Origin of the sequence: Mycobacterium ostraviense, assembly GCF_002705925.1 — a bacterium.
GTDB classification, from domain to species: domain Bacteria; phylum Actinomycetota; class Actinomycetes; order Mycobacteriales; family Mycobacteriaceae; genus Mycobacterium; species Mycobacterium ostraviense.
This window is the reverse complement of record NZ_NKRE01000001.1, coordinates 2,625,633-2,643,733: the sequence shown is the minus strand read 5'-3', so window position 1 is coordinate 2,643,733 and position 18,101 is coordinate 2,625,633. Positions and strand designations below refer to the sequence as shown.

Annotated in this window: 16 protein-coding genes; 9 read left to right on the top strand and 7 right to left on the bottom strand. The window is 68.2% G+C overall.

The features are described 5' to 3' along the window. Positions 1-23 precede the first annotated feature (23 nt). From CDN38_RS12070 to CDN38_RS12050, 5 genes are read left to right on the top strand one after another with little or no spacing between them, the layout of a single operon-like run. On the top strand, positions 24-1,286 hold the full coding sequence (locus tag CDN38_RS12070; protein WP_075512585.1) for a molybdopterin-dependent oxidoreductase: 1,263 nt from the start codon (positions 24-26) through the stop codon (positions 1,284-1,286). A 1-nt stretch (position 1,287) separates the two neighbouring features. Then, the gene (locus tag CDN38_RS12065; protein ID WP_075512475.1) at positions 1,288-1,809 is read left to right on the top strand and encodes a hypothetical protein; all 522 of its coding nucleotides are present in this window, start codon (positions 1,288-1,290) and stop codon (positions 1,807-1,809) included. 38 nt (positions 1,810-1,847) lie between these two features. Next, on the top strand, positions 1,848-3,059 hold the full coding sequence (locus CDN38_RS12060) for an alpha/beta hydrolase (protein WP_075512474.1): 1,212 nt from the start codon (positions 1,848-1,850) through the stop codon (positions 3,057-3,059). Between the two features lie 52 nt (positions 3,060-3,111). Then, complete coding sequence (locus tag CDN38_RS12055; protein WP_075512473.1) at positions 3,112-4,521, top strand: WS/DGAT/MGAT family O-acyltransferase; 1,410 nt, start codon at positions 3,112-3,114, stop codon at positions 4,519-4,521. 43 nt (positions 4,522-4,564) lie between these two features. After that, positions 4,565-5,347 carry a crotonase/enoyl-CoA hydratase family protein gene (locus CDN38_RS12050; RefSeq protein WP_075512472.1) on the top strand — a complete coding sequence of 261 codons (783 nt, stop codon included), beginning with the start codon at positions 4,565-4,567 and terminating at the stop codon, positions 5,345-5,347. A 69-nt stretch (positions 5,348-5,416) separates the two neighbouring features. Here CDN38_RS12050 and CDN38_RS12045 read toward each other — a convergent pair whose 3' ends face one another. Next, the gene (locus CDN38_RS12045) at positions 5,417-6,016 is read right to left on the bottom strand and encodes a TetR/AcrR family transcriptional regulator (protein WP_075512584.1); all 600 of its coding nucleotides are present in this window, start codon (positions 6,014-6,016) and stop codon (positions 5,417-5,419) included. Positions 6,017-6,096: 80 nt separating this feature from the next. On the opposite strand from CDN38_RS12045, the gene CDN38_RS12040 reads away from it, so the two are divergent. The 3 genes from CDN38_RS12040 to CDN38_RS12030 are packed head-to-tail and all read left to right on the top strand — an operon-like array spanning position 6,097 to position 8,515. Continuing rightward, the gene (locus tag CDN38_RS12040) at positions 6,097-6,681 is read left to right on the top strand and encodes a methyltransferase family protein (RefSeq protein ID WP_233026852.1); all 585 of its coding nucleotides are present in this window, start codon (positions 6,097-6,099) and stop codon (positions 6,679-6,681) included. 44 nt (positions 6,682-6,725) lie between these two features. Further along, entirely contained in the window at positions 6,726-8,222 is a 1,497-nt protein-coding gene (locus CDN38_RS12035) for a class I adenylate-forming enzyme family protein (RefSeq protein ID WP_075512470.1), read from the top strand. Beyond that, entirely contained in the window at positions 8,219-8,515 is a 297-nt protein-coding gene (locus tag CDN38_RS12030; protein ID WP_075512469.1) for a hypothetical protein, read from the top strand. The genes CDN38_RS12035 and CDN38_RS12030 overlap by 4 nt, the downstream gene beginning before the upstream one ends. A 17-nt stretch (positions 8,516-8,532) precedes the next feature. Here the strand turns inward: CDN38_RS12030 and CDN38_RS12025 are convergent, their stop codons facing one another. The 4 genes from CDN38_RS12025 to CDN38_RS12005 all read right to left on the bottom strand — a co-directional run bounded on the left by CDN38_RS12025 (position 8,533) and on the right by CDN38_RS12005 (position 13,712). Next, the gene (locus tag CDN38_RS12025) at positions 8,533-10,461 is read right to left on the bottom strand and encodes a PE family protein (protein ID WP_099318978.1); all 1,929 of its coding nucleotides are present in this window, start codon (positions 10,459-10,461) and stop codon (positions 8,533-8,535) included. 118 nt (positions 10,462-10,579) lie between these two features. Next, the gene (locus CDN38_RS12020; protein ID WP_142361278.1) at positions 10,580-10,918 is read right to left on the bottom strand and encodes an LmrA/YxaF family transcription factor; all 339 of its coding nucleotides are present in this window, start codon (positions 10,916-10,918) and stop codon (positions 10,580-10,582) included. Between the two features lie 482 nt (positions 10,919-11,400). Further along, entirely contained in the window at positions 11,401-12,870 is a 1,470-nt protein-coding gene (locus CDN38_RS12010; protein ID WP_099318977.1) for an aldehyde dehydrogenase, read from the bottom strand. A 44-nt stretch (positions 12,871-12,914) separates the two neighbouring features. Further along, positions 12,915-13,712, bottom strand: coding sequence for a class I SAM-dependent methyltransferase (locus CDN38_RS12005; RefSeq protein ID WP_075512465.1), 798 nt, complete (start codon positions 13,710-13,712; stop codon positions 12,915-12,917). Positions 13,713-13,876: 164 nt separating this feature from the next. On the opposite strand from CDN38_RS12005, the gene CDN38_RS12000 reads away from it, so the two are divergent. After that, the gene (locus CDN38_RS12000; protein WP_075512464.1) at positions 13,877-15,040 is read left to right on the top strand and encodes a glycosyltransferase family 4 protein; all 1,164 of its coding nucleotides are present in this window, start codon (positions 13,877-13,879) and stop codon (positions 15,038-15,040) included. 10 nt (positions 15,041-15,050) lie between these two features. Here CDN38_RS12000 and CDN38_RS11995 read toward each other — a convergent pair whose 3' ends face one another. Together CDN38_RS11995 and pgfA are read right to left on the bottom strand one after the other, a co-directional pair. Continuing rightward, positions 15,051-16,772, bottom strand: coding sequence for an MmpA family trehalose lipid delivery protein (locus CDN38_RS11995; protein ID WP_099318976.1), 1,722 nt, complete (start codon positions 16,770-16,772; stop codon positions 15,051-15,053). A 9-nt stretch (positions 16,773-16,781) separates the two neighbouring features. Continuing rightward, a complete protein-coding gene (pgfA, locus tag CDN38_RS11990; RefSeq protein ID WP_075512462.1) occupies positions 16,782-18,068 on the bottom strand; it encodes a cell envelope lipid trafficking protein PgfA in 1,287 nt (428 codons plus the stop codon). Positions 18,069-18,101: the final 33 nt, after the last annotated feature.

The window sequence follows — 18,101 nt, the reverse complement described above, 5'->3', positions numbered from 1 at the left end:
GTGCCGTCGGCTTTCCCGCCGGCCTGTGGCGCGCCCTGCAGCGTCATCCACCACCGGGTGTGCAACGGTTGAACCGTTTTCGGAGCCCGTTGCGCGGACCGTGGCTGACCTCGGTATTCGGACTGGTGCTGTTGGTGACGTTGCCGATCGTGGTCATCACCGGGCTGCTGTCCTATATCGCCTATGCACCGCAGTTCGGTCAGGCGATCCCCGGCGACGTCGGCTGGCTGCGGCTGCCCGGGTTCGCCTGGCCCACCCGTCCGTCGTGGCTGTACCGGCTGACCCAGGGTGTCCATGTCGGGCTGGGTCTGCTGATCATCCCGGTGGTGTTGGCCAAGCTGTGGTCGGTGATCCCGAAACTATTCGTGTGGCCGCCCGCGCGATCGATGGCCCAACTGCTGGAACGGGTGTCGTTGTTGATGCTGGTCGGCGGGGTGTTGTTCGAGATCGTCACCGGGGTGCTCAACATCCAGTACGACTACATCTTCGGATTCAGCTTCTACACCGGACACTATTTTGGGGCCTGGGTTTTCATCGCCGGCTTCCTGATGCACATCGCGCTCAAGACTCCACGCATGATCACCGGGCTACGGTCGCTGTCGATGCGAGAAGTGCTGCGCACCAACGTAACCGACACCCGGCCCGAACCGCCGGATCCCGACGGGCTGGTGGCCGCCGACCCGGCCGAGCCGACGGTGAGCAGGCGCGGCGCCCTGGTCCTGGTCGGTTCCGGGGTGCTGCTGATCGCGGTGCTGACCGTCGGGCAGACCCTTGGCGGGCCCGCGCGCAGCGTCGCACTGCTCTTGCCGCGCGGGCGGGGTCGAGATTTCCCGGTCAACAAGACCGCCGCAGCCGCCGGGATCTCGCCCGACACCGTCGGCGAAAGCTGGCGGCTGGTGCTGCGCGGCGGTCCGGCGGAGGTGGTGCTGGATCGTGCCGCCCTGGCCGGACTGCCGCAGCGCACCGCCAGGCTGCCGATCGCCTGCGTGGAAGGCTGGTCGACCGTGCAGACCTGGACCGGGGTTCGGCTGGCCGACCTGGCCCGAATGGCCGGGGTAGCGGCACCACGCTCGGCGCGAGTGGTATCGCTGCAGCGCGGCGGCGCATTCGGCGTGGCGCGCCTGCAGGCCAACCAGATCTCCGATCCTGATGCGCTGCTGGCGCTGCGGGTCAACGGCGCAGAGTTGCCACTCGACCACGGCTATCCGGCCCGCATCATCGTTCCCGCGCTGCCGGGTGTGCACAACACCAAATGGGTCGCCGCCATCGAATTCGAGCCGAGCTGAAATGCTAAGAACGGCAACGCGGTTCGTTCGCTACTACGGTGCGCATCCGCTGCACCTGCTGACGATGCTGTCCGGCTTCGCGCTGCTCGGCTACCTTCTGGCCACCTTCAAGCCCGCCACGCTGTGGAACCCCGACACCTGGTGGCAGTCGATTGCCGTCTGGTTCGCCGCCGCGGTGATCGGGCACGACCTGCTGCTCTTCCCGCTATGCGCGCTGGCCGACCGCGTCCTGCCGGCGCCTGGGCGTCGGCCCGGCCGCTCGCAGCCAGAAATCAGCGCGCGCAACCACATTCGCATCCCGGCGCTGGGAGCCGGGCTGACCCTGCTGATCTTCCTGCCCGGCATCATCGAACAGGGTGCACCGACCTACCTGGCGGCGACCGGACAGACACAGCAGCCGTTTCTCGGCAGGTGGCTGTTGCTGACCGCGGGGATGTTCGGTGTCAGTGCCGTCGTCTACGCCGTCCGCCGTGCCGTGGCGCATAAGCAGCCCACAGCACGGCGCAAAACCACCGCGACGTGATCGTGGTTAGCGCGAACCTGGCGGGGTACGCTCCCCCCATGACGGCGAGCGGCCCGACAATCCCGACAATGATGTCCCAGGTCAAATGGTTGCTGCGGGCCCGCCCGGGCGACTATCTGCTGGCATTGAGCGTCGCCGGCGCTTCGCTTCCGGTGGTCGGCAAGCACCTCGAGCCGCTGGGCAGTGTCACCGCGATGAGCGTCTGGGGTGCCCGTCATGCACCGGAATTCGTGTCCACCAGGGCCAGGGACTGGCTCACCCTGGGAACCAGCGGCCTCCGCCGTCGCGACCGCGCCAGCACGAACGAGGTTTCGGCCGCGGCGCTGCGCGGCATCGTGGCGGCCGCCGACCTGGACCTCGAATGGCCGGCGCCGCAGCGCACCCCGCCGGTCTGCGAAGTCCTGCGGCACCGACGCTACCTGCACCGCCGTGGCGTCCATTACGGCGACAGCCCGGCGCAGTTGCTCGACGTGTGGCGCCGCAAGGAACTGCCCACCCATCCCGCGCCGGTGCTGCTGTTCGTCCCGGGCGGCGCCTGGATACACGGCAGCCGCACCATCCAGGGGTATGCGCTGTTGTCGCGCATGGCGGAACGGGGCTGGGTGTGCCTGTCCATCGACTACCGCGTTGCACCGCACCACCGCTGGCCGCGCCACATCCAAGACGTCAAGGCCGCCATTGCCTGGGCGCGGGCCAACGTCGACAAATTCGGCGGCGACCGCGACTTCATCGCGATAGCGGGCTGCTCGGCCGGCGGGCACCTGTCCGCGTTGGCCGGGCTCACCGCCAACGACCCCGGCTACCAGGGCGAGTTGCCGGACGGCTCCGACACCTCGGTCGACGCCGCGGTCGGGATCTACGGTCGCTACGACTGGCAGGACCGCTCCACCCCGGAGCGGGTGCGGTTCGTCGACTTCTTGGAGCGGGTCGTGGTCAAGCGCAGAATCACCCGCCACCCGCACGTATTCCGGGACGCATCGCCGATAGCCCGGGTGCACACCAATGCGCCACCGTTCCTGGTGATTCACGGCAGCCGCGACGGGGTCATCCCGGTGGCGCAGGCGCGCAGCTTCGTCGAGCGGCTACGCGCGGCGTCGCGGTCGCTGGTGGCCTACGTGGAGTTGCCCGGGGCCGGCCACGGTTTCGACCTGCTCGACGGCGCTCGCACCGGCCCGACCACGCACGCGATCTCGCTGTTCCTCAACCACGTTCACCGCACCCGGAATCAGTTCGCAAAAGAGGTCATCTAGGCACCGGCCGATTGCGCCGGTTGTAAAGTCGCGCTATGACCAGGGGGCTGCGGTGAAACGGCTCAGCGGCTGGGACGCGGTACTGCTCTACAGCGAAACACCGAATGTGCACATGCACACCATCAAGGTCGCGGTGATCGAGCTCGACCCGGACAGTCGCCCGTTCGGTATCGACGCCTTTCGCGAAGTCATCGGCGGGCGCATGGGCAAGCTGGAGCCGTTGGGCTATCAGCTGGTCGACGTTCCGCTCAAGTTCCACCATCCGATGTGGCGTGAGCACTGCGAGGTCGATCTCAACTACCACATCCGGCCTTGGAAGTTGCCCGCGCCGGGCGGTCGGCGCGAATTGGACGAGGCGATCGGCCAGATCGCCAGCACCCCGCTGGACCGCAGCTACCCGCTGTGGGAGATGTATTTCGTTGAGGGCCTTGCCAATCACCGGGTGGCGGTGGTCGCCAAGATCCACCACGCGCTGGCCGACGGGGTCGCCTCGGCCAACCTGATGGCGCGCGGCATGGATCTGCTGCCGGGACCGGAAGGTAACCCGTATCTGTCGGACCCGGCCCCCAGCAAGCCGGAGTTGATGAGTTCGGCGTTCGTCGACCACCTGCGCCACCTGGGGCGGATCCCCGCGACCATGCGGTATACCGCGCAGGGTCTGGCCCGGGTGCGGCGCAGCGCGCGCAAGCTCTCTCCCGAACTGACCCGGCCGTTCACCCCGCCGCCGACCTTTATGAACCACAAGCTCACCCCGGAGCGCAGGTTCGCCACCGCCACCCTGGCGCTGGTCGATGTGAAGGCGACGGGTAAGAAGCTGGGGGCGACGATCAACGACATGGTGCTGGCGATGTCCACCGGAGCGCTGCGCAGGCTGCTGCTGCGCTACGACGGCACGGCCGAACCCTTGCTGGCTTCGGTCCCGGTGAGCTACGACTTCTCACCGGAGCGGATCTCGGGAAATCACTTCAGCGGCATGTTGGTGGCGCTGCCGACCGACTGTGACGACCCGCTGGAAAGGGTGCAGGGCTGCCACGATAATGCGCTGTCCGCCAAGGAAAGTCACCAGCTGCTGGGACCGGAGCTGATCAGCCGCTGGGCGGCCTACTTTCCACCGGCCGGTGCCGAGGCGATGTTCCGGTGGATGTCCGGTCGCGACGGGCAGAACAAGATCCTCAACCTGAATATCTCGAACGTTCCCGGCCCGCGGGAACGCGGCAGGGTGGGCGGCGCGCTGGTGACCGAGATCTACTCGGTGGGTCCGTTGACCGCGGGCAGCGGCCTGAACATCACCGTGTGGAGCTATGTCGACCAGCTGAACATCTCGGTGCTGACCGACGGCGCCACCCTCAAGGACCCGCACGAGGTGACTGAGGCCATGATCGCGGATTTCATTGAAATACGAAGAGCTGCTGGTCTTTCCGCAGAGTTGACGGTCGTCGAGTTGGCGCTGGCCCAGGCGTGATCGGGCACAGCGTGATCCACATCAGAAGGAGCTGCGAACCACTGTGAGCGAAGAACCCGGCACCACCGAACCCGAAGTCCTTGTCGAACAGCGCGATCGGATCTTGATCATCACGATCAACCGGCCCAAGGCGAAGAACGCTGTCAACGCCGCGGTCAGTCGGGGTCTGGCCGACGCGACGGATCGCCTCGATTCCGACGCCGGTCTCTCGGTGGGCATTCTCACGGGTGCGGACGGTTCGTTCTGCGCGGGAATGGATCTCAAGGCGTTCGCCCGCGGCGAGAACGTCGTCGTTGCAGGCCGCGGCTTGGGCTTCACCGAACGTCCGCCCGCCAAGCCACTCATCGCTGCGGTGGAGGGCTACGCGTTGGCCGGCGGCACCGAGCTGGCACTGGCCACCGATCTTATTGTGGCCGCCCGGGATTCGGCGTTCGGCATTCCGGAGGTCAAACGTGGTCTGGTTGCCGGCGGCGGGGGGCTGCTGCGGCTGCCGGAGCGCATTCCGTACGCGATCGCCATGGAGCTGGCGCTCACCGGTGACAACCTGCCCGCCGTACGCGCCCACGAGCTGGGTCTGGTCAACGTCTTGGCCGAGCCGGGTCATGCGCTCGAGGCGGCTATTGCGCTGGCCGAGAAGATCACCGCCAACGGGCCGCTCGCGGTGGCCGCCACCAAGCGGATCATCACCGAATCGCGCGGCTGGAGCCTGGACAATCGATTCGCCGAGCAGATGAAGATCTTGGGTCCGGTCTTCATGTCCAACGACGCCAGGGAAGGCGCGGTCGCGTTCGCCGAGAAACGCCCGCCGCGCTGGACCGGCACCTGAGCCCGCCAGCAGACGCAAAATCGCCCGCACGCTCGGCGTGTCGGGGGATTTTGCGTCTGCTCGGGGTACTTACGGGGCCTCATCGGTAAGGTAGCGCTGCACGGTCGGTCCCAGCCAGGCGACCAGTTCCTCGACGCCGGTCGACGCGATCGGTTCGATCCGCAGCTGGTAGCGCGCGAACGCCAACTCCGCCAGATGGCTGGCCACCAGCTCGACCCGCAACTGGGCGTCGGTGACGCCGAACTCGGCCGCGAGCCGCTCGGCGATCGGGCCGGCGAGGCTGTCGTGCAAGATCTTTCGCGCCTGAGGCTGGATCGCGGCCGAACGCCACAGCGTCAGCAGCGGCTCGAACTCCGCACCTTCGTCCCAGTGCTCCAGGAAGTGGCGGACCAGCCGCGGGCCGATCTCGTCGATCCGCTCGTCCAGCAGAGTGCCCAGTTGGTGCAGTGGGTGCTCGGGACCGGTCAGCGCCGACACGGTGAACAACCCTTCCTTGTTGCCGAAGAAGTAGTAGACCATTGCGACGTCCACCCCGGCGTCGCCGGCAATCGCCCGGACGGTGGCCCGCTCGTAGCCGTCGCGCATGAAACGTTCGCGGGCGGCGGCAATGATGCGCTGCTTGCTCTGCTGGCCAGTGCGCCACCGGCCGCTGCGCCGGGCTTCTGCCATGCCGGCGAGCATACTTCAACACCCGTTGATGATCCCGAGGCCGCGGCGTACGCGCATTCTTGAACGGAGGTTGAAGTATCGTGACGACTACGTGCGAAAGAAAACCTTGGTGGCGGCACCTGATTTCGATCCTGATCGCTCCGGTGACCATGACCCTGGTGATACCGGCGCTGATCGTGGTCGGGTTGGGGGTACGGGCACCGGATCTCCAGTCGCCGGTGGCCGCCGGGCTGGCGACGGTCGGTGTCCTGTTGATCGCCGTCGGCATCGGCCTAGTGGTCTGGACGGTGGCCCTTTTCGACCGGGTGGGCAACACGCTCGGGGGGCCGGTGAAGCTGGTGGTGGGCGGCCCGTATCGGCACGTGCGCAACCCGATGATCAGCAGCGTGCTGTGCATCCTGCTCGGTGAGGCGGCTCTGGCCGCGTCGGGTTGGTTGCTGCGGTGGTTTGCCACCTTCTGGGCGGTCCAGGTGGTTGCCATCCGATTTTGGGGAGAGCCGCATCTGCGACAGCGCTACGGCGCCGAATACGTCGAGTATCGCCGCAACGTTCCCGGGTGGATTCCGCGAATCTCCGCCTGGCGCTGGGCCTTTCACAAGCCCGAGACCTGGTTTCCGCTGTCGCCGCCGAGGCCCTTCAGCGCAGACCCTCATGGGTTACACTGAAAGCTAGATTTGTAAAGTCCCGGGGGATCGGAGAAGGGTCGCCGATGAGCGTTTCGCTGCTTCTCGAGATGGCGGCGTCGAGCAACCCCGACCGCACGGCTGTTGTCTCGGGCGACCTGCAGCTGACGACTCAGCAGCTCAGCGATCTCGCCGACGGCGGCGCCGGGGTACTCGCGGCGTCGAACGCCCGGCACGTGGTGTACGTCGGCACCGGCGGGGCGATGCTGTCGCTGCTGATCTTCGCCGCGGCGCGCGCCGGGCTGCCCTTCACCCCGATCAACTATCGGCTGCCCGCCGACGGCATCCAGGCGCTGATCCGCCGGCTGCCCGAACCCCTGGTGATCGCCGACGATCGCTACCGGGCGATGCTCGGTGATGCGCCGTCGATGAGTTCGGACCAGTTCCTGGCGCTGGCTGGCAGCGCCGATCCGGTCGCGGACATTTCGGTCTTTCCCGATCCGGACTCGGTGGCGATCGTGCTGTTCACCTCGGGAACGACGTCGCAGCCCAAAGCCGTCGAGCTCACCCACAACAACCTCACCAGCTACGTCACCGGCACCGTCGAATTCGACTCGGCCGACAGCGGCGACGCCGCACTGATCTGTGTGCCGCCCTACCACATCGCCGGGATCGGAGCGGCGTTGTCGAACCTGTACGCCGGCCGAAAGATGGTGTATCTGACCGACTTTGACGCGCACGACTGGGTGCGGCTGGCCAACGCCGAGCAGGTCACCACCGCGACCCTGGTGCCGACCATGCTGGACCGTATCGTCTCGGTGCTGGAGACCGGCGAACACAAGCTGCCCACCTTGCGCAACCTGGCCTACGGCGGCTCGAGGGTGGGCCTGCCGCTGGTCCGCCGTGCCCTGGAACTGCTGCCGGATGTCGGCTTTGTCAACGCCTACGGCCTGACCGAGACCAGCTCGACGATCGCGGTCCTGACCCCCGATGACCACCGCACCGCACTGTCGGCGCCCGACGGCGCGCTCGCCCGGCGATTGGGATCGGTCGGCCGGCCGGTGCCCGGCATCGAGGTGCAGATCCGCGGCGAGGACGGCACCGTGCTGGGGCCCGGCGAAAGCGGCGAGTTGTTCGTCCGTGGCGAGCAAGTGTCCGGGCGTTACACCGGAATCGGTTCGGTGCTCGACGACAACGGCTGGTTTCCCACGAAGGACATCGCGGTGCTCGACGACGACGGCTACCTGTTCATCGGCGGCCGCAGCGACGACACCATCATTCGCGGCGGTGAGAACATCGCGCCCGCCGAACTGGAGGAGGTGCTGATCGAGCACCCGCAGGTCCGTGACGTCGCCGTGGTCGGTGTCGAGGACCCGCATTGGGGTCAGGCGATCGTCGCGGTGGTGGTGCCGTCGGCCGGCGCCGACCTGGACCCGGAGGAATTGCGCGACCATGTGCGTAGCAGTTTGCGCGGGTCACGCACCCCGGACCGGGTAGTGTTTCGCGACGAGTTGCCAACCACCGCCACCGGCAAGGTACTTCGCCGACAGATCATCGAAGAACTGGCAGGAACGACATCATGATCAAGAACGGAACCCGTCTCGCCAGCCAGGTGTGTGACACCCAGGTCATCGTCGTCAGAAGTGCCGACAGCTTGGACGACCTGCGCTGCGGTGGCGTACCGATGGTGCCGATCGGTGCCGAGCGGTCCGGCCAGCTCGACCCGGCCTTCGCCGACGGCTCGGTGCTGGGTAAGCGTTACGTCGACGACAACGGGGCCGAGGTGCTGGTGACCAAACCAGGCGCCGGGTCGCTGAGCGTCGGTGACACCAAGCTGCACCTCAAAGAGGTCAAGCCGCTGCCCGCCAGCGACTGACGTGCACGCACGATAGGTCAGGAGCCGGCCGAACCGGGTGTTCCGTCGACGCCGACCAACGACCCACCGTTGCCGCCCTTACCGCCGCCGCCACCTGACCCGTTCGGGCCCACTGAAGAGAACCCGCCGTCACCGCCGTTACCGCCGGCCCCACCGTCACCGATGAGCTTCGCGTTGCCGCCGTTGCCGCCGGTACCGCCGTTACCCCCGGGCACTGAGGATCCGACTCCACCCAGTCCGCCGGCCCCGCCAGCCCCGCCGTCGCCGTACAACAGGCCGCCGGCCCCGCCGTTGCCGCCGTTTCCGCCGTGACCCGCCGGATTGGTGCTGATATTGGCTTGGTCGGCGCTGGCACCTGCTCCACCGTGCCCACCGTTGCCGATCAGCCACCCGCCGTTGCCACCGTTGCCGCCGTTGAATCCGCTGAAGCCGAATCCCGTCCCGGTTGTGCCGCCGCCCCCGCCGTCGCCGCCGTTGCCGATTAGCCCGCCATTCCCGCCGTTCGCTCCCGCCGAGTTAAGGCTGGTTGCGCCGTCGCCTCCATTGCCGAACAACCACCCGCCGTCAGCGCCGGCCACCATGATGCCATTTTGCGACCCAGTGCCGGCGCTGCCACCGTTGCCGATCAGCAGCCCCGCCCGGCCGGGTGTGCCGCCCTGGCCGCCGGTCACGGTGCCGCCACCGTCGCCACCGCTGCCGAAGAGCCACCCGGCATTGCCGCCGCCGCCGCCGCTGCTGTTGGGGACGAAGCCGTTGCCGGCGCCGCCGGCGCCGCCGTCGCCGTACAGCCACCCGCCGTTGCCGCCGTAGCCGCCGCGACCTCCGGGTCCGGCCGGCCCGCCGCTGCCGATCAGGACGGCGTTGCCGCCGTTTCCGCCGAGGGCAGCGCTGACGCCGCCAATCCCGCCTTGGCCCAGCAGCCACCCGCCGCGGCCGCCGGCTCCACCATCGCCGCCCAGGACGCCGGTGGTCCAGTTCCCACCGCTTCCGCCGACACCGCCGTAGCCAAACAGTCCGGCGTCGCCACCGGTGGCGCCGCGGCCGCCGGTGCCGGTGGCGGAGTCCCCGCCCCACCCGCCATCCCCGCCGTAGCCGTGCAGCCAGCCGCCGGTTCCCCCAGCGGCACCCGCACCGCCGTTGCCGCTGGTGGCGCTCCCGCCGGTGCCGCCGGTACCGCCGCTGCCGAACAGCCCGGCGTTGCCGGCGAGCCCACCGTTTCCGCCAGTGCCGGTGGTGGCGCTTCCGCCGCCGCCGCCGGAACCGGCGCTGCCGAACAGCCCGGCGTTGCCACCGAACCCGCCGTTACCGCCGCTGCTGCCCGCCGCGGTGGTCGCACCGCCCTGACCGCCGGTTCCGCCGCTGCCCAAGAGCCATCCGCCGGCGCCGGCATTGCCGCCAGCACCGCCGGCCCCGGTGGCGCTACTGCCCCCGGCCCCGCCGTGGCCGCCGTTGCCGATCAATCCAGCAGCACCGCCGCTGCCGCCCGCCAGCCCGCTGCCCGCCGGTTGGCTGTACCCGTGGCCCCCGTTGCCGAAGAGCAGCCCACCGTCCCCGCCGTTCGGACTCACCGCCGTCCCCTCGGCGCCGTCGCCGATCAGCGGACGCCCCAGCAACGCCTGGGTAGGCGCATTGATCGCGTCGACCACCGGCTGCAACGGCGACGCGTTGGCGGCCTCGGCGGCCGCGTAGGAGCCCGCACCCGCGTTCAGGGTCCGCACGAACTGAGCGTGAAACGCTGCGGCTTGAGCGCTGAGGGTCTGATAGGCCTGGGCGTGCGTGCTGAACAGCGCTGCAATGGCGGCTGACACATCATCGGCGCCCGCCGCAAGTACCGCCGTCGTCGGCCACTGCGCGGCCGCATTCGCCACGCTGATACTGGAACCGATGTTCTCCAGATCTGACGCAGCAGCCGCGACTATCTCTGGCACTGCGATGAGGTGCGACATGCGTGGCCTCTCGGTCGGGTTCGAAATAGTAGGTGCCACCGATTAGCCGACTGTCGACGAATCGGTGCTACCCGAGGCTAGTGCAATGCCCGACAGAAGATCACGACTTTCACCAAATTCAGCGGGCGGGTCCGTGAGCTTGGGCAAGGAGTGTTGCGAATTGCCGGCCGCTGCGTTGCGGCACGCACATTTGGTCGCTGGCCTGGCGCAGCGGTTCGGCATTGCCCGTCGAGCGGCACAGCAGGATGGCGCCGTCCTGCGCGGCGACGGCGGTCACTGCCAGTGCAGCCGCCTCCGGCTCGTCGAAACCGTCGGCGACAAACGCCCGGGTCAGTGCGGCGCACCAGCGGTTCACGATAGCGCCGGCCGCCGCGGGTAAGTCGACCTCGTCGTCGGCCGTCCGGCCTGTTCGCGTTAGGACACGGAGCGCAGCTGCCAGCACGCCGCTGCCAGACATCAAAAGCATCTGGCGGCAATCCATTTCGGGCATCGGCGTTAGGCGCTTTTGCAGCAAGACCGAAGCTGGTGAAGGTGGCCCGCTACGCCGGTTGCTCTGGGGCACCATCGCCCGCCGCCAAACCGGTTGCTGTCGCTGAGAATACGTCCGGCATTGCGAATATGTATGACATTGCCCGCCTCCCACCGTGAACCAGTTCTCGGCGGTCGATCAGCCGCTTGGTGATCGTCGAGCTGTGCGCATGGATTCAAACCGTAGCGCGGTCGTCCAAGGCACCTGGTCGAGCCGAAACAGTTTCCCTACATTGCACGATTACGCGGCCGCGGGGCCACGGTCAAGCCGTTGCCGGCCGGCCACCGACGAGCTAGAGCTGCGTTTGCCCGTCAGCTCCCGGAACACCCAGCACAATCCCTCCGCTGCCGCCACTTCCGATGAAGCGGCCGTTGCCGCCGTTGCCGCCGTTGCCGACTAAATTAGTGTTGCTACTCGACGGTGTAGCCCATCGGCATCAGCACGCTCTTCTGCTGGGTGAAGTGTTCGACGCCTTCCGGCCCGTTCTCGCGGCCGATCCCGGAGTTCTTGTAGCCGCCGAACGGACATCCCGGATCGAAGGCGTACCAGTTGATTCCGTACGTGCCGGTGCGGATCTTCTCCGAGATCTCAATACCGTGCGGGATATTGGTGGTCCAGACGCTGCCGGCCAGCCCGTACACCGAGTCGTTGGCGATCTTGATCGCATCCTCTTCGGTGTCGTAGGGGATGATCGCCAACACCGGCCCGAAGATCTCCTCCTGAGCGATCGTCATCTTGTTATCGACGTCAGCGAAAACCGTTGGCTGAACAAAGAATCCGTTGTCCAGGCCTTCGGGACGGCCGCCGCCGCACACCAGCCGCGCGCCCTCCTCGATGCCCTTGGCGATATATCCCTCCACCCGGGCTCGCTGCTTCTCCGAGATCAGCGGCCCCACTTGCACGGCCGGGTTCGACGGCGGGCCCACCGGCAGCGCTTGCACGAAAGTGCTTACCGCCTCTACGATTTCGTCATACCGGGAGCGCGGCGCCAGAATCCGCGTCTGGTTCACACAGCCCTGCCCGGCGTTCATCACGCCGGAGAACACCATCATCGGGACAGCGCTGGCCAGATCGACGTCTTCGAGCATGATGGCCGCCGATTTGCCGCCCAGTTCCAGCGTGCACGGCTTGAGCAGCTCGGCGGCACGCTTGCCCACCTCCTTGCCGACGGCCGAGCTGCCGGTGAAGGTGAACATATCGACGTCGGGGTTGGCGGTCAGCGCCTGGCCGGTCTCGATACCGCCGGGCACCACCGACAGCACCCCCTCAGGCAGGCCTGCCTCGGTCAGCAATTCCGCTAAAGCATTTGCCGTCAAAGGGGTTTCGGCAGCCGGCTTGAGCACCACGGTGCAGCCGGCCAGCAGCGCCGGGCCCAGCTTGTTGATGGCCAGGAAAAGCGGCACGTTCCACGCCACGATCGCGCCCACCACACCGGCCGGCTCACGATGGACGATGGTCTGGCCGTAGGAGCCGCTGCGGACCTCCCGCCACTTGACCTGGTCGACGGCCTGAGTGGCGAAGAAATTCAGCGCCCCCATCGAACCCATCCAGTGCATCGTCTCGATGATCGTCGGGGGCTGACCGGTCTCGTCGGCGAGCAGTTTGGTGAACAGCTCTTTGCGCTCTTCCAACAGCTTGGCCGCGGCGGCCAGCACCGCCGCCCGCTCCTTTGGTGGGGTCGCGGGCCACGGTCCGTTGTCGAATGCCGCCCGGGCCGCCGCAACCGCGGCGTCGACGTCGGCGCCGGCCGCCAGCGGCACCTTGCCCACGTACTCGCCGGTGGCCGGGCAGTGCACTTCAATGACTTCGGAGGTCGACGGTTGCGTCCACTTGCCGCCGATGAAAAGTTTGTCGTATTCGGTCGTGTGGCTCTCGCTCATGGCGCCACCCTACCCAAGCCGACCCAAAACGAGAACACGTTCCATTACCGCGGCTGCAGGACCAGCACCAGGTTGCTCACCAAGAACTCCCGCAGCAGCGGCACGGACGTCAGCCACCACGCCCATCGCGGGTGGTAACGGGGAAATGCGGCGACCGCGGCGCCGGTGCTGGCGGCCCATTTCAGACCATCGGCCACCGAGACCGCAAACAACGACGACCCGTAGTCGTTTTTCGCCGGATGGCCGTGTTTTCGGGCATAGCGCGCGGCGGCCCGGGCGCCGCCGAGGTAATGGGTCAGACCCATCTCGTGTCCGCCGAACGGGCCGAGCCAGACGGTGTAGGAGAGCACGACCAGCCCTCCCGGCCTGGTCACCCGCAGCATCTCGGCGCCGAGCTGCCACGGCCGGGGCACGTGCTCGGCGACATTGGAAGACAGGCAGATATCCACGGAGTCGTCGGCGAATGGCAGTGCCATGCCCGAGGCCCGGACAAATGTGCCCGGCGCATCGGCGGTCGCTGGGCCCGCGGCGTGCATTTTGCCAGGGTCCGGTTCGACGCCGATGTAGCGGACTCCGGCATCGGCGAACGCGGAGGCGAAGTATCCGGGACCACCGCCCACGTCGAGCAGCGTGCGGCCGGCCGCCGGCTCCGCGTGGCCGGCCAGCCACAGATCACCGACCATCCTCGCGGTGTCGGCTGCCAGGGCGCGGTAGAAGCGAGCCGGATCGGTTTGCTCGTAGCGGAACTGTGCCAGCAGCCGCAGCGAGCGGCTCAGTGTCGCCCGGCGCGCAACGACATCGGTGACATGGGACGCGACGGCCACCGGCCATACCCTACGCATCCGCGCACTCGGCGCGGACGGAGTGCTCCCGCCGCTGGGCGGCGCGCATCGTCGCCAGGCTAGGTCTGATTGCCTGGCTCGCCCCTCGCCGCTGCACGGCTGGGGATGCCCCCACCTTCCGCCGCGCGGCGGCGCGCATCGTCGCCAGGCTAGGCTGGCGATTGATGTCTGGACTGCGCTCGGTGTTGCTGCTGTGCTGGCGCGATACCGGGCATCCCCAGGGCGGCGGCAGCGAAACCTATTTGCAGCGCATCGGCGCGCAGCTGGTCGCATCCGGTATCGAGGTCACCTTGCGTACCGCCCGCTATCCGGGGGCGTCACGACACCAAGTCATCGACGGGGTGCGGATCAGCCGCGCCGGCGGCCGCTATTCGGTGTACGTGTGGGCGCTGGTTGCGATGGCACTGGCGCGATTGCGGTTGGGGCCGCTGCGCCGAGTGCGGCCGGACGTGGTCGTCGACACCCAAAACGGTCTGCCCTTTCTTGCCCGGCTCCTGTACGGGCGTCGAACGGTGGTGCTGGTCCACCACTGCCATCGAGAGCAGTGGCCGGTGGCCGGCCCGGTGCTCGGTCGGCTGGGCTGGTTCGTCGAGTCGACGTTGTCGCCACGGCTCAACCGGCGCAACCAGTACGTGACGGTGTCGTTGCCGTCGGCGCGTGATCTGGTCGCCCTCGGTGTGGATAACGCGCGAATCGCGGTGGTCCGCAACGGACTCGACGAGGCGCCGGCGCAGACGATGTCCGTCCCGCGCGCGGCCACGCCGCGGGTGGTGGTGCTGTCGCGGCTGGTACCGCACAAGCGGATCGAGGATGCGCTGGAAGCCGTGGCGGAGCTACGGCGACGAAACCCGGGAATACCGGGTCTGCACCTCGACGTGGTCGGTGGCGGCTGGTGGCGGCAGCGACTGGTCGACCACGTGCACCGGCTCGGCATGTCCGACGCGGTGACCTTCCATGGTCACGTCGATGACCTCACCAAACACCATGTGCTGCAAAGCTCTTGGGTGCACCTGCTGCCGTCGCGCAAGGAGGGGTGGGGTCTGGCCGTGGTCGAGGCGGCTCAGCACAGCGTGCCCACGGTCGGGTATCGGTCTTCCGGCGGTCTGTCCGACTCGATCATCGACGGGGTGACCGGCATCTTGGTGGACAGCCACCGCGAACTGGTGGACCGGCTCGAAGAACTGCTCCGCGATCCGATATTGCGCGATCAACTCGGCGCCAAGGCGCAGGTGCGTAGCGGCGAATTCTCTTGGCAACAAAGCGCCGAAGCCATGCGCACGCTGCTCGAAACAGTGCTGGCCGGTGACCGCCTCAGCGGCGTGGTGTAAACCGCGAAACCTAACCCGTTGCGATCAGCGGCCTCTCGTCGCCTCTGGTTAGGTGCCGGCGCAGCCAGCAGCCGGCCATGCCTGCCCCGCCCACCAGCAGCAGGCAGAGCCATGCCCAATGCGCCAGCATCGTCGCTCGGAGGCGCGCAGCAGCGACACCGTCGGCTTGGCCGCCAATCCGGTAAAGAGCCAAGTCGCAGTCACGATACGTCGGTGTCAGCCGGTCGAGCGTGCGCGCGGCCGCACCCATCTCGCCGGCGCTGTCCGACTCGACGACCACCCACCCCACCCCGGCCCGCGCTAACGCCGCGGGATCGGGCCCGGCCAGCAGCAACTCCTGCACCGCCCGGGCGTGAGTGCCGTCCCCGGGAACCGTCACCCCGGAAATGACCAGATCACCCGTCGTCAGCACATCGGCGCGAACCCAGCGGGGCAGCGGATCGAGCACCGGAGCCGAACCCGACCAGGAAAAGCGCCGCATCGTGCCGGCGGGCAAGACCACCACGGGTCCCGGCTCGCGGTCGATCGCCGCCGCGACGGCCGCCCACCCCGACGGGTAGTGCACGGGTGCGACCCTGCCCCACACGCCCCACGCCAGGTCCGGCACCGCCAAGACGAGTGCCACACAGCAGACCAACGCCGCCACCGCAGGCCGCCACCAACGTGCCAGCGTCACCACCGCCCCAGCGCCGCACACCGTATAACCCGGCACCGCCAGGGCCACCCACTTCTGCCCATCCCGCAGCACACCCAGCCCGGGTACCGCGTCAACCACCGCGGTCAGCACATGCAGCCCCGGGCCGGTCGCCAATCCCGCGGGCACCAGCACCGATACCGCCGCCAGCACCAACAGCGGCGCCGCTGTCGCCCGACGCAGCGCCGCGGGAAGTCCGACCGCTACCACCGCAAGCAGCACCGCGGCCGAGAGCAACGCGAAAAGCGTTGTGCGCGAGCCGGGCACGGCCTCGCCATTCCAGATCCCACCCAGACTGGCCAGACTGGCCAGCGTGCCCAGGCCGGGTTCGGCGCGCGGCGCGAACGCGCTGACGCCGGGCCCGTTGGCCGCGGTGTGGCTGGCCAACGACGACCCAAGGGCCGAGGCCGTCAGCCACGGCAGCGCGCCGACCACCGTAAAACCCAATCCCGTTGCGGCGCAAAGCCAACGGGGCCGGACGGCACCGGGAGCGGCCACACAGGTCAGGGCAACCGTCGCGGCCAGCAGCAGCCCGGTCGGGGTCAGCCCGGCCAGTGTGATCCAGAACGCCAGGGCGAAAAAACCGGACCGCCCCGCACCGCAGCGCAGCCCCAGCATCGCCGTGGCGACCCACGGCAGGCAGCCGTAGCCGAGAAGCAGGCTCCAATGTCCCTGCAAGAGCCGTTCGGCGACATAGGGATTCCAGATTGCGATGGTGATCGCGACCAACTGGCCACCGGCTCCGGCAGCCGGCAGCACCGTCGCCACCAGGTGGGCCGCACCCCAGCCCGCGAACCAGAGGCCCAGCACCAGCAATGCCTTCACCACGATGCCGCCGTCGACCAGATGCGACGCCAGCGCCACCGCGAAATCCTGCGGCGTCGCCCGGGGCGCCGCGGTCAACCCGAGGGCGGTGTCGGACAGGTACGACCGCGGGGTGGACACCGCGTCGCGCAATAGCAGATATCCGGGTCGCAGCACCGGCAGCACCACCAGTAACGCCAGAGCCAACGCATAGCCCGGTCGCAACCAGCGCACGTCGGCGCGTTACGTCCGTTCCGCGGGGGGAGGCTCAGGCGGTCCGGATCCCGGTGGCGGTTCGACCGAGGACGACGCCGGCGGGGACGGGGGCGGGGGCGACTCCGGGTGTGCCGGCAATTCGGGACGCTGGGTGGGCAGTTTCTCGGTCTCGGCTTCGGCTCCGGGCACAGGTTCCTCCAGCCCGGCGCGCCGGAAGTAGTCGGTGTCGTCGCGGTCGAGGCCGGGCTCCGTCAGGGCGCTTTCGGTACGCAGGCTGAAGGATGCGAGCAGACCACCACCGACCAGCGCGATCAGGCCGACGGCAGTGAAGGTGATCGGCAACACCCGCGACCACAGCGCCAGCCGGTCGCGCTCGTCGCGGGCGGTGTTGACCTGGGACTCGACGGTCTCCTCGGTGGAGGTGACCTTGTAGTCGGCCAGCGTCACCTCGGGCTTCATCGCCTCGCGGGCGTAGTAGTGATAGGCGCGTTCGGTTTCCTTGACGATGGTGCCGGTCACCGGGTCCACCCAGAAGGTCCGCTGCGCGGCGTAGTAGCGGTTCATCGTGATCTGCTCGCCCGGTTCGCCCGGAACGCCCCACATTGCCGCGGTCGTGGTGATCTTGCCGTCCTCGTCACCGGCGTACAGCGACGGGTACTTGATCGGTGCGACCAGCTTCCCGTCGGAGCCGTAGCCGACGTTCTGCGTGAAGCGGTAGGTGGTTAAGCCGTTGACGTCCTCTTGGCTGTCGTAGTTGGCGTCGAACGCCTTCTGCGCGATCGGATCGAAGTAGGGATAGGACTTCTTCTCGGTGTGAAACGGGAAGCGGTAGGCCAGCCCTTCGTGGCGCAGCGGGATGGCGGTCGGCGGGCTCTCGTCGTTGAGACCGCGCGGCTTCTGGACCGCGCCGCCGGTGTGGGTGTCGTCGGAGACGGCCATCGCCGTCTTGCGGTTGAGGGTGACGGTGTCGACGATCGCCAGCAGTAGACCGGTGTCCTTCTGCTTGTCGGTACGCCGCACCGAGGTGCCGACCTGCAGGGTGACCACATCGGCATTGGCTGGAGACTCGACGGTGACCTGCTGTTGGGACACCAGTGGCACGTTCTGGTTGACCACCACGTGGTCACCGGACAAGGATGCCGAGTCGAGCGCCGATCCGGTGCCCTGCCTGATCAGCGTGGCATCGATATCCAGCGGGATCTTTGCGATCCTGCTGCTGGTGTAGGTGGACAGCAGCAGTGCGGCCATCAGCAGAGCGGCTCCGAGCCCGATCGTCCCTAATGCGGCCATCCGCAACATGACTGCTCGGTTCACGTTGCCGTGACCTCCTTCTCAGACCATGGACTC